13 protein-coding genes are annotated in these 13,374 nt (G+C 72.2%); 5 read left to right on the forward strand and 8 right to left on the reverse strand.

Annotated features, from left to right (window positions below; genetic code table 11):
• The first annotated feature begins 309 nt into the window (after nucleotides 1–309).
• The 4 genes from ACWDD9_RS24715 to ACWDD9_RS24730 all read left to right on the forward strand — a co-directional run bounded on the left by ACWDD9_RS24715 (nucleotide 310) and on the right by ACWDD9_RS24730 (nucleotide 6,064).
• On the forward strand, nucleotides 310–1,599 hold the full coding sequence (locus ACWDD9_RS24715) for a PTS transporter subunit EIIC (RefSeq protein WP_049655706.1): 1,290 nt from the start codon (nucleotides 310–312) through the stop codon (nucleotides 1,597–1,599).
• A gap of 386 nt (nucleotides 1,600–1,985) precedes the next feature.
• On the forward strand, nucleotides 1,986–3,263 hold the full coding sequence (locus ACWDD9_RS24720) for a PTS transporter subunit EIIC (protein WP_049655708.1): 1,278 nt from the start codon (nucleotides 1,986–1,988) through the stop codon (nucleotides 3,261–3,263).
• Nucleotides 3,264–3,707: 444 nt separating this feature from the next.
• The gene (locus ACWDD9_RS24725; protein ID WP_449812671.1) at nucleotides 3,708–4,781 is read left to right on the forward strand and encodes an LLM class flavin-dependent oxidoreductase; all 1,074 of its coding nucleotides are present in this window, start codon (nucleotides 3,708–3,710) and stop codon (nucleotides 4,779–4,781) included.
• Nucleotides 4,778–6,064 carry an LLM class flavin-dependent oxidoreductase gene (locus tag ACWDD9_RS24730; RefSeq protein ID WP_074005049.1) on the forward strand — a complete coding sequence of 429 codons (1,287 nt, stop codon included), beginning with the start codon at nucleotides 4,778–4,780 and terminating at the stop codon, nucleotides 6,062–6,064. Before ACWDD9_RS24725 ends, ACWDD9_RS24730 begins: the two co-directional genes overlap by 4 nt.
• Before the next feature lie 35 nt (nucleotides 6,065–6,099).
• On the opposite strand, the gene ACWDD9_RS24735 is transcribed toward ACWDD9_RS24730, so the two are convergent.
• The 3 genes from ACWDD9_RS24735 to ACWDD9_RS24745 all read right to left on the reverse strand — a co-directional run bounded on the left by ACWDD9_RS24735 (nucleotide 6,100) and on the right by ACWDD9_RS24745 (nucleotide 8,867).
• Nucleotides 6,100–7,422, reverse strand: a complete 1,323-nt coding sequence (locus ACWDD9_RS24735; protein ID WP_449812672.1) for an LAETG motif-containing sortase-dependent surface protein — start codon at nucleotides 7,420–7,422, stop codon at nucleotides 6,100–6,102.
• Between the two features lie 260 nt (nucleotides 7,423–7,682).
• On the reverse strand, nucleotides 7,683–8,429 hold the full coding sequence (locus ACWDD9_RS24740; RefSeq protein ID WP_074005047.1) for an MBL fold metallo-hydrolase: 747 nt from the start codon (nucleotides 8,427–8,429) through the stop codon (nucleotides 7,683–7,685).
• A gap of 246 nt (nucleotides 8,430–8,675) precedes the next feature.
• Nucleotides 8,676–8,867 (reverse strand): MarR family transcriptional regulator, encoded by a 192-nt coding sequence (locus ACWDD9_RS24745; protein WP_079272642.1) that lies wholly within the window; start codon nucleotides 8,865–8,867, stop codon nucleotides 8,676–8,678.
• 198 nt (nucleotides 8,868–9,065) lie between these two features.
• Between ACWDD9_RS24745 and ACWDD9_RS24750 the strand changes: the two genes are divergently transcribed.
• Nucleotides 9,066–9,515: a type II toxin-antitoxin system PemK/MazF family toxin gene (locus ACWDD9_RS24750; RefSeq protein ID WP_117491733.1), complete on the forward strand. Its 450-nt coding sequence runs from the start codon at nucleotides 9,066–9,068 to the stop codon at nucleotides 9,513–9,515.
• Between the two features lie 3 nt (nucleotides 9,516–9,518).
• On the opposite strand, the gene ACWDD9_RS24755 is transcribed toward ACWDD9_RS24750, so the two are convergent.
• From ACWDD9_RS24755 to ACWDD9_RS24775, 5 genes are all read right to left on the reverse strand, one after another.
• The gene (locus tag ACWDD9_RS24755) at nucleotides 9,519–10,487 is read right to left on the reverse strand and encodes a PLP-dependent cysteine synthase family protein (RefSeq protein WP_049654320.1); all 969 of its coding nucleotides are present in this window, start codon (nucleotides 10,485–10,487) and stop codon (nucleotides 9,519–9,521) included.
• Between the two features lie 76 nt (nucleotides 10,488–10,563).
• Entirely contained in the window at nucleotides 10,564–10,842 is a 279-nt protein-coding gene (locus ACWDD9_RS24760) for a MoaD/ThiS family protein (RefSeq protein WP_030242903.1), read from the reverse strand.
• 111 nt (nucleotides 10,843–10,953) lie between these two features.
• Nucleotides 10,954–11,073, reverse strand: coding sequence for a putative leader peptide (locus tag ACWDD9_RS24765; RefSeq protein WP_310593142.1), 120 nt, complete (start codon nucleotides 11,071–11,073; stop codon nucleotides 10,954–10,956).
• A 138-nt stretch (nucleotides 11,074–11,211) separates the two neighbouring features.
• Nucleotides 11,212–11,643 (reverse strand): Mov34/MPN/PAD-1 family protein, encoded by a 432-nt coding sequence (locus ACWDD9_RS24770; protein ID WP_449812673.1) that lies wholly within the window; start codon nucleotides 11,641–11,643, stop codon nucleotides 11,212–11,214.
• A 53-nt stretch (nucleotides 11,644–11,696) separates the two neighbouring features.
• On the reverse strand, nucleotides 11,697–13,166 hold the full coding sequence (locus tag ACWDD9_RS24775) for an amino acid permease (RefSeq protein ID WP_449812674.1): 1,470 nt from the start codon (nucleotides 13,164–13,166) through the stop codon (nucleotides 11,697–11,699).
• Nucleotides 13,167–13,374 lie beyond the last annotated feature (208 nt).

Raw genomic sequence — 13,374 nt, forward strand, 5'->3', positions numbered from 1 at the left:
GAGGTGCGTGCCGGTGGCTGACGCGGGTTCGGCCGCGGTCGGCCTGCGAGCGGCGCGACCAGCATCACCCGTGCCGGTCCGGTCCGCCACGTTAGTCCACTTTCGGCCCATTCCGGCGGGCAGGCTCCGGATCGCCGCCCGAGGATGACGATCAGCGGGGCTCGCGCCTCCGGAGTGCGACCTGCGTCAAGTGGTCTACACCAATATATGTGTACTCCGACGAACGCGGGAACGGCCCCGGGTGTTCCCGAGCCCTGCCCGAGGGTCCCGCCGGGCCCCCGGCAGGCAACTGCTCTCGGAGGGCGAAGGATGAGTTCGGCAGGCGCCACGGCCCCGCAGGCCAAACGATGGCACATCTTCTACGGCGGCCTCCAGAAGATGGGCCGCTCCCTGCAGCTCCCGGTGGCGGTGCTCCCCGCCGCGGGCATCCTCAACCGCCTCGGCCAGCCCGACGTGTTCGGCAAGGACGGCCTCGGCTGGGACAACGTCGCGAAGGTCTTCGCCTCCGCCGGCGGCGCGCTGCTCGACTCCTCCTTCGGCCTGCCGCTGCTGTTCTGCATCGGCGTCGCGATCGGCATGGCGAAGAAGGCGGACGGCTCGACGGCGCTCGCCGCCGTGGTCGGCTTCCTGGTGTACTACAAGGTCCTGCACGCCTTCCCGGAGAGCTGCAAGCCGCCGACGGTGCTGGTCAGCGACCAGTGCGTGGACTACAGCTCGGCGAAGGCGGCGGCCGCGACGTTCCAGAACCCGGGGGTGCTCGGCGGCATCCTGATCGGCCTGATGTCGGCCTGGCTGTGGGTGCGGTTCCACCGCACCAAGCTGGTCGACTGGCTCGGCTTCTTCAACGGCCGCCGCCTGGTGCCGATGATCACCGCGCTGGTCGGCATGCTGACCGCCGTGGTGGCGCTCTGGGTCTGGCCGCCGATCGGCCGCGGCCTGAACGACTTCTCGCAGACCCTCTCCGACCTGGGCGCGGGCGGCGCCGGCATCTTCGGCCTGTTCAACCGGGCCCTGCTGCTGATCGGCATGCACCAGCTGCTGAACACCTTCGTCTGGTTCCAGTTCGGGGAGTTCACCAGGCCGGACGGCGCGATCGTGCACGGCGACATCCCGCGCTTCCTGGCGGGCGACCCGACGGCCGGCCAGTTCCAGTCCGGCTTCTTCCCGATCATGATGTTCGCGCTGCCGGCCGCCGCGCTCGCGATCGCGCACTCGGCGAAGCCGCACCGGCGCAAGGAGATCTACGGCCTGATGCTCTCGGTCGGCCTGACCTCCTTCGTGACGGGCGTCACCGAACCGATCGAGTACTCCTTCGCCTACATCGCCCCGGCCCTGTACGCCGTGCACGCGCTGCTGACCGGCGCCTCGATGGCGGTGACCTGGGGGCTCGGGGTGCACGACGGGTTCAGCTTCTCGGCCGGCCTGATCGACTACGTGATCAACTGGGGACTGGCCACCAAGCCGTGGCTGATCATCCCGATCGGCCTCTGCTTCGCCGTCGTGTACTACGCGCTCTTCCGGTTCATCATCGTCAAATTCAACCTGAAAACTCCCGGTCGGGAGGACGAGGCCGAGGTCGAGGACGTCACCAAGGCCTGAACCCGGGCGTCACCCGAGTTATCCCCGCAAAGGCCTCCGGACCACCGGTCCGGAGGCCTTCGGCATTTCCGAAAGCCCGGCCGACCGGGCCCAACGCGCCTGGCAGGGCCCACCGGAGCACGCTGTGCTTTTGTTGCGCGATTAGCCAAAATCGATTTTGTTGCGCAGTCGGCCAAAATCCCAATCGCGGTCGCTACCATGATCGCCATTCGGTAAGTAGGTTTCGATTTCATAGCGCTTCCCGGCGACACCGCTTTCCGGGGTTCCTCGACTTCTCCACCCGTGCTACAAAACTGGTCTACACCACGTGTGGTGTAGACCAGTTCGCGGTTCGGCCCCTGTGCCTTCCCCCCGACCGACCGCCATGCCGTTAGGAACCCACCCCCATGAGTCAGTCTGCGCAGGCACCGGCGCCCGCCACGGCTCCGGCCTCACCCAGCCCCGCCAAGAAGTTCGGCCAGAACCTCCTCCAGGGTCTGCAGAAGATCGGTCGCAGCCTCCAGCTGCCCATCGCCGTGCTCCCCGCAGCCGGTCTGCTGATGCGTCTCGGCCAGGACGACGTGTTCGGCAAGGACGGCCTCGGCTGGGACAAGGTCGCCGCGGTGTTCAACACCGCCGGCACCTCGGTCTTCGACGCTCTGCCGATGCTCTTCGCGGTGGGTATCGCGATCGGCTACGCCAAGAAGGCGGACGGCTCCACCGCCCTCGCCGCCCTGGTCGGCTTCCTGGTGTACAAGAACGTGCTCACCGCGTTCCCGATCACCGAGTACAAGATCCTCCCCGGCAAGGACGAGGCGGCCACCTACCAGAACCCGGGTGTGCTCGGCGGCATCGTGATCGGCCTACTGGCCGCGGTGCTGTGGCAGAAGTACCACCGCACCAAGCTGGTCGACTGGCTCGGCTTCTTCAACGGCCGCCGCCTGGTCCCGATCATCATGGCCTTCGTCGGCACCGCCGTCGGCGTCTTCTTCGGTCTGGCCTGGGGCCCGATCGGCGACGCCATCAAGAGCCTGAACGACACCCTGATCGGCGCCGGCGCGTTCGGTGCGGGCGCCTTCGGCCTGGTCAACCGCGGTCTGCTGCCGGTCGGCATGCACCAGTTCGTGAACTCCTACGCCTGGTTCCAGACCGGTGACTTCACCAAGCCCGACGGCACCGTCGTGCACGGCGACCTGACCCGCTTCTTCGCCGGCGACCCGACCGCCGGACAGTTCATGTCGGGCTTCTACCCGATCATGATGTTCGCGCTGCCCGCCGCCGCGCTGGCCATCGCCCACGCCGCCAAGGCGCACCGCCGCAAGGCCGTCACCGGCATGATGGTCTCGCTGGCCCTGACCTCCTTCGTGACCGGTGTCACCGAGCCGATCGAGTTCGCCTTCGTCTTCATCGCCCCGGTCCTGTACGTCATCCACGCGCTGCTCACCGCCGTCTCGATGACCGTCACCTGGGCGCTCGGCGTGCACGACGGCTTCACCTTCTCCGGCGGCCTGATCGACTACGCGCTGGCCTGGAACAAGGCCACCGACCCGTGGATGATCATCCCGCTCGGCCTGGCCTTCGCCGCGGTCTACTACTTCCTGTTCCGCTTCGCGATCACCAAGTTCGACCTCAAGACCCCCGGTCGCGAGGACGACGACGAGATCGAGGACGTCACCAAGGCCTGACGCCCGCGTCACCGCCCGCTCCCGAGGCCCCGTCCCGCCGCTGCTCCCCCAGCGGCGGGGCGGGGCCTTCGGCGTACCCGGGCGCGCCCACGCGGCTCCGGCGGCTCCCCGACCGGACTCCCGCCGGGCTCAGGCGGGCGGAAACGACGGTTGACGAACCGCCGGACGCCCTGGTCAACTGAAGCGGTGAACGCCTCGTGCCCGCTGGTCACCCGCAGCCACATCGACTTCGGTCGCGTGTGGTCCGCGGCGTGTCGCGGCTGAGCTGACCGTTCCCCCACCGCCGCCCGGCTGACGTCCCGCCCGGCACCGGTCCTCCCTCCCCCGCCCGTACGGGCTCCGCCCGCGGGCCGCCACCGCGCTCCGGCGCGCCCCCGCGCACCCGTGTCCCCGTACGGGCGCGCCGGTGCCCGCACGCGTCCGCACGAGGAAGCCAGGCTCACCATGCCCCGCCAGTTGCACCTGTCCGCAGCCCTCGACAGCCCCGGCCGTCTCGACGCCGGGCACTACACCGCCCTCGCCCGCCTCGCCGAGCGGGCCACCCTGGACTTCGTCACCCTCGACGACTCCTTCGCCGCCGAGCCGAGCCGCCCCGACGCGCTCGCCGCCCTCGCCCGGACCGCCCCGCTGACCGGCCGGGTCGGGCTGGTGCCGACCGTCACCACCACCCACACCGAGCCCTTCCACACCTCGATCTCGGTCAACACCCTGGACTGGGTGAGCGAGGGCCGGGCCGGCTGGCTGGTCGGCGTCTCCACGACCGAGGCCGAGGCGCGGGCCTTCGGCCGCCGCCCCGTCGCCGCCGAGGACGAGCTGTGGGCCGAGGCCGCCGACGCCGTCGAGGTGGCCGCCCGGCTCTGGGACAGCTGGGAGGACGACGCAGAGATCCGCGACACCGCCACCGGACGGTTCATCGACCGCGACAAGCTGCACTACATCGACTTCGAGGGCCCGCGCTTCTCCGTCCGCGGCCCGTCCATCACCCCGCGCCCGCCGCAGGGCCGCCCGGTGGTCGTGGTGCCCGTCGCCGCCGCCGACCTCGCGCCGGACGCCTCCCCGGGCGGGCGGGCCCGGGTCGACGCCGCGATCCGGCACGCCGACGTCGTCCTGCTCGACGCCCCCGACCGGGCCACCCGGCTGACCGCCGCCACCGAACTGCGGCTGCGGGCCGGCGAGAACCTGCGCGTCCTCGCCCGGCTCGACGCCGCCCTGTCCGCCCTGCCCGACCGGGCCGCCGACGAGCGGCTGCTCGCCGAGCTCACCGCGCCCGGCACCGGCGTCGACGGCTTCCACCTCTCCCCCGCCGACCCGTCGCGCGACCTCGCCGCGCTGGCCGACCGGATCGCCCCCGCCCTGCGCGCCGCCGGACTGCTGCGCACCGGGTACACCGGCCGCACCCTGCGCGACCACCTCGGCCTGGCCCGCCCGGCCAGCCGCTACGCCGCCCGCCCCGCCGACGGCTCCCTTACTTCCCCCGCCTCCACCGCCGCTCCCGCCCTCGCCGAGGTGACCCGATGACGGACCGACCGCTCAAGCAGATCCACCTCGCCGCGCACTTCCCCGGCGTCAACAACACCACGGTGTGGAGCGACCCGGCCGCCGGCAGCCACATCGAGTTCTCCTCCTTCCGCCACCTCGCGCAGACCGCCGAGCGCGGGAAGTTCGACTTCTTCTTCCTCGCCGAGGGCCTGCGGCTGCGCGAGACCAAGGGCCTCATCCACGACCTCGACGTGGTCGGCCGCCCCGAGTCGATCACCGTGCTGAACGCGCTGGCCGCCGTCACCGAACGGCTCGGCCTGGCCGCCACCGTCAACGCGACCTTCAACGAGCCGTACGAACTGGCCCGCCGCTTCGCCTCGTTGGACCACCTCTCCGGCGGCCGCGCGGCCTGGAACGTGGTCACCTCCTCGGACGCCTTCACCGGGGAGAACTTCCGCCGCGGCGGGTACCTGGACCGCGCCGACCGCTACACCCGGGCCGCCGAATCCGTCCAGCTGGCACGGGAGTTCTGGGACGCCGGGGAGGAACCCGTCCGGCACTCCGGCCCGCAGTTCGAGGTCGAGGGCAGGCTCTCGCTGCCGCGACCGCCGCAGGGCCACCCGGTGGTGATCCAGGCCGGGGACTCCGACGAGGGGCGCGAGTTCGCGGCCGCCGCCGCCGACGTGGTCTTCTCCCGGCACTCCACCCTCGCCGACGGCCAGGCCTTCCACGCCGACGTCAAGCGCCGGCTCGCCGCGTACGGCCGCAAGCCGGACGAGCTGAAGATCATGCCCGGGGTCACCTTCGTCCTCGGCGACACCGACGCCGAGGCGGCCGAACGGGCCCGGGAGATCCGCCGGGCCCAGGTGAGCCCGCAGACCGCGATCGCCTTCCTGGAGCAGGTCTGGGGCGTCGACCTGTCCGACCACGACCCGGACGGACCGCTGCCGGCCGTCGACCCCGACCCGGACAGCGGCCTGGTCCAGGGCCGGGTCCGGCACGCCGACCCGGTGGCCGTCGCCGAACGGTGGCGGGCGGTGGCCGCGGAGAAGAGGCTGACCAGCCGCGAACTGGTGATCGAGCTGACCGGCCGGCAGTCCTTCATCGGAGCGCCCGCCACCGTCGCCGCCGAGATCGACCGCTTCGTGCAGAGCGACGCGGCCGACGGCTTCATCCTCGTCCCGCACCTCACCCCGGGCGGCCTGGACGAGTTCGTCGACCGCGTGGTCCCGCTGCTCCAGGAGCGCGGGGTCTTCCGCACCGACTACACCGGCCCCACCCTGCGGGACCACCTCGGGCTGCCCGTCCCCGGCCTGCGCTAGCCGTCCGGCCGGGGACGGCACTGCCGTGCGCGGGGTCAGCCGGTGCGGCGGCGGCGGATCAGCACGAAGGCCCCCGCACCGGCGCCGACCAGCAGCGCGCCGACGCCCGCGATCAGGCCGGTCCGGTCGCTGTCCGCACCGGTGGAGGCCAGGTTCGCGTCCACCGGCCGGGCGGCCGCGGCGGGAACGTTGTCCGCGGACAACACGGCGGGCTGCGAAGCGGCCGGAGCGGGGGCGGCGGGCGCCGTGGTGGTGTCGCCGGCCGGCTGGGCGACGCCCGCGCCGCCGTCCGGCTTCGGCTGCGAGCCGTCGGAGCCGGCCGGCCCGGTCGGGGGCTCGCCGGCCTTGTGGGTGCCGGTCGGTGAGGGCTTCGGCGCGGGGGCGACGACCTCGGTGGTGGCGCCCTGCGAGCACATGGTGGTGCCCCGGAAGGGCATGTCCTCGCCCTCGTTGACGAACACGCAGGGGTTCAGCGCCGTCCTGCCCAGCGGGCTGTCGGCGGGGTAGCTGACCCGGACCCGCCGGGTGGTCGAACTCTGGGGCGCTGCCGAGGAGTTGCGACCGTCCAGGTAGTGGCCCGCCACGGGCTCCGCCGGGGCCGTGACGCCCGGCACGGTGGTCCACTTCCCGTCGGCGCCGCGGACCTCGACCTTGGCGAGGCGGTCGGTGAACAGCACGTTGCCGAGGTTGGTGTAGGCGGACGGCGTCGGGTTCGAGAGCACCGCGTCGAACTCGACGGGCTCGCCGCCCGCGACGACCTCGGCCGGGACCCCGGACACGCCGTTGCTGATCCCCTCCACCTTGACCACGTGGCTGTCGGTGAGCGGCGGCTCGACCGGGGAGTCCTGCGACCAGCCCTTGACGCCGGTGCGGAAGGTGAGGCTCGGGCCGGTGCCGCCGTTGGTGGCCCCGTCGTGGGGCCTGCCCATCGGCACGCCGAGCCGCAGCCGGACGTCGGTGCCGCCCGCCGGGACCACGACCTTGCCGGTGCCGCCCGCGTTGACCACCTTGTCCGCCCCGGGGCGCTCCGTCAGCTCCACCGGCAGCCAGCCGCCGGTCAGGTCGCTGAAGTAGTCGAGGCTCAGGGCGTTCGGCGGCGTCCCGAGGTCGCTCTCGATCTCGAAGTCCAGCACGACGGAGGTGCCCTGGTCACCCGGGTTGCCGAGGTGTTCGGTGAACTCGACCGGCCCGCCCGCGAAGCCGACCACCGCCGGGGTGTGCACGGTGAGGCTGAGCGGCCCGGCGGCGGCGAAGGCCGGGGCCGCGGTCACGGCGCCGCCAGCGAGCAGCGCGGCGGTCAGCGCCAGCGCCGGGGTGAGCCGGCGGGCCCGGTTCAGGGCACGGTTGGTCTTGCGCATGGGATTTCCCCCTGGATATCCGTCCCGGACCGGTACGACCGGATCCGGGCAGCACGAAGCGGGCCTGATGAGTAGTGTGATCGCGTCCGTGCCCGACGGGCCGGCCGTTCCGGCGGCGTTTCCCGCCGCTCACTCACAAGGACGTGCGGGGGGCGCGGAGGTTGCGGGTCGCCCCGAAGCTTTTTCCGGGAACCCCGCCCGACCTCGCCGACCCGCTCTCAGACCTCGCCGGTCCGCTCTCAGACCTCGCCGGTCCGCTCTCAGACCTCGTACACCGCGCCGGCCCGGGCGACCTCGACCGGCCCGGGGTAGGCGGCCGCGGCGTCCCGCCGGTTGTGCTCGGCGTCGGTCCACGGGGGGATGTGGGTCAGGACGAGCCGGCGGGCGCGGGCCGCGGCGGCGTGCTCGCCGGCCTCGCGGCCGTTGAGGTGGACGGCCTGGTAGGTGTCGCGCCCGTCGATGTACGCGGCCTCGCAGAGGAAGAGGTCGGTGTCGCGGGCGAGTTCGACGAGTTCGGCGCTCTCGCCGGTGTCCCCGCTGTAGACCAGCGAGCGGCCGTCGTGCTCCAGCCGGAAGGCGAAGGCGTCGACGGGGTGGTTGACCTGGGCGACGTCGATCCGGAACGGGCCGAGCCGGAAGCCGCCGGGGGTGAGGGTGCGGAACTCGAACACCTCCTTCATGCCGGGGTTCTCCGGCATGTCGTAGGCGCGGGCGAGCCGCTCGGCGGTGCCGGCCGGGCCGTACACGGGCAGCAGTTCGGGGCAGCCCTCGGCGCGGTAGTTGCGGGCCACCCAGTAGGCGCACAGGTCGACGCAGTGGTCGGCGTGCAGGTGGCTGAGCAGGACGGCGTCGACGTCGTAGAGGCCGGTGTACTTCTGGAGGGCGCCGAGGGCTCCGTTGCCGAGGTCGAGCACGACGCGGTAGCCCTCGGCCTCGACCAGGTAGCTGGAGCAGGGCGAGTCGGCGGCCGGGAAGCTCCCCGAGCACCCCACCACGGTCAGTTTCATCCGAGCCCCTCCGCCCCGACACATCCTGGCTGCTGCTGGAAAACGGCATCGCCGTCCTCCACGGGCACAGCGTGGAAAACAGCATGGAAAACGGCAGGCCGGGCCCGGTGGACCGGCCGGTAGCACTGCGTTGGTGTGTCGAGGGTAAGGGCGGAGCGGCACTTTGCCCCCGTCCCCGTGCCGGGCTGTGGGCGGAATCACCAGAACGCCCGGGGCGGGGGCGCGGGCGGTTGACGGGCCGGGGGATCAGCGGCGGCGGGGCCGGTTGCGGGCCCAGCTGCGGATGGTGAACGGGTACCACCGCGGGTGGCCGCTGCCGTCGATCACGTCCGGATCGGGCAGCAGCCGGTGCCTCCGGTAGCTGCGGACGGTCTCGCGCCGGACGTTGATGTGGCGGGCGATCTCGGCGTAGGACCACAGCTCGGGGCCACGGGCCACGGGGCACCTCCGGGGGACGGGGGCGGACGTTCGTGACGCAGCCTTGCCGGGACGGCCGGGGCTCCGGGCGCAGAACGGGCATTGTGGCAGTTCCGTGACGAACCGGGAGCAATGCGCGGACAAATGCCCGGACGGGTGTCCGGCCGTCGCGGTGGTGGCGTTCACCCCCGGCCCGGTACGGTTCGCCGCATGAACGGCATGACCGCTACCTGGCTCGTCCTGTCGCTGCTGGGCGTCGCGCTGCTGGCCGCCGCCGCGGCGGCGCTGGTGCGGCGCACCCGTCCGGCGCCGCGTCCGTCCGGGCCGGCCGGTCCGCGACCGCGGCCGGGGGCCGGCCCGCGGCCGCAGGAGGTCTGGTGGGCACTGGTGCCGTTCGAGGACGGCCCCGGTGCCAAGGACCGCCCGTGCCTGGTGCTGCGGGTGCACGGCCGGACCGCCACCGTCGCGAAGATCACCAGCAAGCACCACGCGGAGCGCCCGGGCGTGCTGCCGCTGCCGCCCGGCGTGGTGGGCGACCGGCAGGGCCGGGCCAGCTGGCTGGAGACCGACGAGCTGCGCGAGGTGCCGCTGGCGGACTTCCGCCGCCGGGCCGGCACGGTGGACCGGCAGGTCTGGGCCCGGGCGCGGAAGGTGTCGCAGGGCGGATAGGCCCTACGCCCAGAGCTGGCCCTGCAGCGCCTCGACCGCGGCCTCGGTGGACTCGGCGGTGTAGATGCCGGTGGAGAGGTACTTCCAGCCGCCGTCCGCGACCACGAAGACGATGTCCGCGCGCTCGCCGGCCGCCGCCGCCTTGCGGCCGACGCCGATCGCCGCGTGCAGGATGGCGCCGGTCGAGACGCCCGCGAAGATGCCCTCCTGCTGGAGGAGTTCACGGGTGCGGCGGACGGCGTCCGCGGAGCCGACCGAGAACCGGGTGGTGAGCACCTCGGCGTCGTACAGCTCGGGGACGAAGCCCTCGTCCAGGTTGCGCAGCCCGTACACCAGGTCGTCGTAGCGCGGCTCGGCGGCGACGATCCTCACGCCGGGGACCTTCTCGCGCAGGTAGCGGCCGACGCCCATCAGGGTGCCGGTGGTGCCGAGGCCGGCCACGAAGTGGGTGACGGTCGGCAGGTCGGCGAGGATCTCGGGGCCGGTGCCGGTGTAGTGGGCGCCGGCGTTGTCGGGGTTGCCGTACTGGTAGAGCATGACCCAGTCGGGGTGCTCGGCGGCGATCTCCTTGGCCATCCGGACGGCGGTGTTGGAGCCGCCGGCGGCCGGGGACGGGATGATCTCGGCGCCCCACATGCGCAGCAGTTCGCGCCGCTCCTCGCTGGTGTTCTCGGGCATCACGCAGACCATCCGGTAGCCCTTGAGCTTGGCGGCCATGGCCAGCGAGATGCCGGTGTTGCCGCTGGTGGGCTCCAGGACGGTGCAGCCGGGGGTGAGCCGGCCGTCGGCCTCGGCGCGCTCGATCATGTGCAGGGCCGGGCGGTCCTTGATCGAGCCGGTGGGGTTGCGGTCCTCCAGCTTGGCCCAGAGGGTCACCAGGCCGTCGGCGTTGCCGGGGACGGCGGCGGACAGCCGCGGCAGGCGGACCAGCGGGGTGTTGCCGACGGCTTCGAGCGGACTGTCGTAACGCAAGGGAGGCCTCCGGCCACGGCGGTGAGGGTGGAGAGGGATGGTTCCCCCGCCGTGGCGACGGGGGAACCGGTCAACGCTAGCGGGCGCCGCCGGCCACGGCGGGCAGGATGGTGACGCTGTCGCCGTCGGCGAGGGCGGTGGAGATGCCCTCCAGGAAGCGGACGTCCTCGTCGTTCAGGTAGACGTTGACGAAGCGGCGCAGCTCGCCGCCCTCGACCAGGCGGGCGGCGATGCCCGGGTGGCGGGCGTCGAGGTCGGTGAAGAGTTCCCCGAGGTTGCTGCCGTTGCCCTCGACGGCCTTGGCGCCGTCGGTGTAGGTGCGGAGGATGGTCGGGATGCGGACCTCGATGGCCATGGGTGCGCTCCTGTGCGAGTCGTGGAGTGGGTGGGCCGCGGCGGACGCGGCGGGGCGGGCGCCCGGCGTCGCCGCGGGGCGGTGGGCCCGGGTGAGGTGGTGAAGCGGCTCTCAGCGCGAGCGCGCGGGCGTGCCGGGACAGATCGCACCGGCGTGCCGGCACAGGTCGATGTGCAGGCGCGCCACGAGGCGGGTGCCCGGGGCCTGGGTGCTCACATCGACGGAACGCATGGGCTCATCGTATAGATTCCCGGGCTCGCTTAGACATGCCCGTCTCGGGATCCGGATGTTCCCGTTCCCAGGGCTGAGACGACGACGGCCCGCCGCCCCCTCGGAGGGGTCGGCGGGCCGGGTCCGCGCTGGTACCGGTCACACCAGGTAGGCCTCGACGACCTGCACGTCTTCCTCTGTGATCTCGCCGTCCACGATGCGGAACGAGCGGAACTGGTAGGGGTCCTCCTCGCCGTTGCCCTCGGCGGTGGAGACCAGGACGTAGTGGGCGAACGGCTCGGAGGCGTAGCTCACGTCGGTGCGGGAGGGGTAGGCCTCGGTGGCGGTGTGCGAGTGGTAGACGATCACCGGCTCCTCGTCCCGGTCGTCCATCTCGCGGTAGAGCTTGAGCAGGTCGCCCGAGTCGAACTCGTAGAAGGTGGGCGAGCGGGCCGCGTTGAGCATCGGGACGAACCGCTCGGGCCGGCCGCTGCCGGCCGGTCCGGCGACCACGCCGCAGGCCTCGTCCGGGTGGTCGGCGCGGGCGTGGGCCACGATCCGGTCGCGGAGTTCTCGGGTGATGGTCAGCATGCGGTCAGGATAGCCACGCCCCGGCGGCCGTCCGCCGGGTGTCCGAGGCTCGGTCAGCGGGCGTCCACGTTCCCGTCGAGGGTGTTCCCGGTGGAGGCGGGCGCCCCGTCCGGCGCGGCGCCGAGGACGGCCTGCGGGTCGCGGTGCTTGAGCACCTGGTAGCCGCCGACCAGCAGCAGGGCCCAGACCGGGAAGACGAACAGCGAGATCCGGTTGTCCCGGTCCAGCGCGATCAGCACCACGACCACCGCGAGGAAGGCGAGCGCGGCCCCGCTGACCCAGGTGCCCCCGGGCGCCTTGAAGGTGGGCGGCGGCAGGTGGCCGGCCCGCCAGGCCCGGCGGTAGCGGATCTGGGAGATCAGGATCATCGCCCAGGTCCACAGGCCGCAGACCGTGGCGACCGAGGTGATGTACTCGAACGCCCGCGCCGGGACGACGCCGTTGAGCACCACGCCGATGCCCATCAGCAGACAGGAGACGGTGATCGCGAAGGCCGGGGTGCGGCGGGAGTTGAGCCTGGTGAGCCGTCCCGGGGCCTGCCCGCGCAGCGCGAGGTCGCGCAGCATGCGGCCGGTGGAGTACATCCCGGAGTTGCAGGAGGAGAGCGCGGCGGTGAGCACCACGAAGTTGATGATGCCGGCCGCCGCCGGGATGCCGATCTTGCCGAAGGCGGCGACGAACGGGCTGACGCCGGGCCGGAATTCGGTCCACGGCACGAGCGAGAGGATGACCACCAGGGCGCCGATGTAGAACAGCATGATCCGCCACGGCAGGGTGTTGATGGCCCGCGGCAGGGTCTTCTCGGGGTTCTCGCTCTCGCCCGCGGTGACGCCGACGAGTTCGACGCCCAGGTAGGCGAACATGACGATCTGAAGGGTCATCACGGTGGAGCCGATGCCCTTGGGGAAGAAGCCGCCGTCCTGCCAGAGGTGGCCGAGTGACGCGGTGTCACCGGCCTTGCTGAAGCCCAGGGTCAGCACGCCGACGCCGATCAGGATCATGCCGATGATGGCGGTGACCTTGACCATGGAGAACCAGAACTCGATCTCGCCGAACAGCTTCACCGAGATCAGGTTGGCCGCGTAGAGCAGGACCAGGAAGGTCAGCGCGCTGGCCCACTGCGGTATGCCGGGCGCCCAGAACCGCACGTAGACGGCGGCGGCGGTGGTCTCCGCCATGCCGGTGACGACCCAGAACAGCCAGTACGTCCAGCCGGTCACATAGCCGGCGAAGGGACCGAGGAACTCCCGGGCGTACTCGGCGAAGCTGCCGGAGACCGGGCGGTAGGTGAGCAGTTCGCCGAGCGCCCGCATGATCACGAAGATCACCAGGCCAGCGACGGCGTAGGAGAGGATCAGGCTGGGACCGGAGCGGGAGATCGCGGTGCCCGCGCCGAGGAACAGGCCGGTGCCGATCGCACCGCCGATCGCGATCATCTGGATCTGGCGGCTGCCGAGCCCGCGCTCGTAGCCCTCCGCATCCGGTGGAGTATCGACCCTTTCGTCGTACAACTTCTCGGCCACTGTGCACCGTCCTGGTCGGTCTCGGGGGTGGAGAAGTCGTACCACGCAGGGTTCGGATAGCGGCGTCCATCTGAGCGTTATTTGAGCATGACCTGGTATGTTCTGTCCCATTTTGATGGGAAAAGCCCCGGCTGATCGTCCATATTCTGGACAAAACGGCCGGGGCTTGCCCGGAATCGGGCAGGATCGACCCCGCAGGGCGATCCGT

It is taken from the genome of Kitasatospora sp. NPDC001119, from assembly GCF_053598475.1.

Excerpts from the sequence above, each read along its gene's own strand:
- ACWDD9_RS24715 (WP_049655706.1), top strand. The coding sequence starts at position 310 with ATGAGTTCGGCAGGCGCCACGGCCCCGCAGGCCAAACGATGGCACATC.
- ACWDD9_RS24720 (WP_049655708.1), top strand. The coding sequence starts at position 1,986 with ATGAGTCAGTCTGCGCAGGCACCGGCGCCCGCCACGGCTCCGGCCTCA.
- ACWDD9_RS24725 (WP_449812671.1), top strand. The coding sequence starts at position 3,708 with ATGCCCCGCCAGTTGCACCTGTCCGCAGCCCTCGACAGCCCCGGCCGT.
- ACWDD9_RS24730 (WP_074005049.1), top strand. The coding sequence starts at position 4,778 with ATGACGGACCGACCGCTCAAGCAGATCCACCTCGCCGCGCACTTCCCC.
- ACWDD9_RS24735 (WP_449812672.1), bottom strand. The coding sequence starts at position 7,422 with ATGCGCAAGACCAACCGTGCCCTGAACCGGGCCCGCCGGCTCACCCCG.
- ACWDD9_RS24740 (WP_074005047.1), bottom strand. The coding sequence starts at position 8,429 with ATGAAACTGACCGTGGTGGGGTGCTCGGGGAGCTTCCCGGCCGCCGAC.
- ACWDD9_RS24750 (WP_117491733.1), top strand. The coding sequence starts at position 9,066 with ATGACCGCTACCTGGCTCGTCCTGTCGCTGCTGGGCGTCGCGCTGCTG.
- ACWDD9_RS24760 (WP_030242903.1), bottom strand. The coding sequence starts at position 10,842 with ATGGCCATCGAGGTCCGCATCCCGACCATCCTCCGCACCTACACCGAC.
- ACWDD9_RS24765 (WP_310593142.1), bottom strand. The coding sequence starts at position 11,073 with ATGCGTTCCGTCGATGTGAGCACCCAGGCCCCGGGCACCCGCCTCGTG.
- ACWDD9_RS24770 (WP_449812673.1), bottom strand. The coding sequence starts at position 11,643 with ATGCTGACCATCACCCGAGAACTCCGCGACCGGATCGTGGCCCACGCC.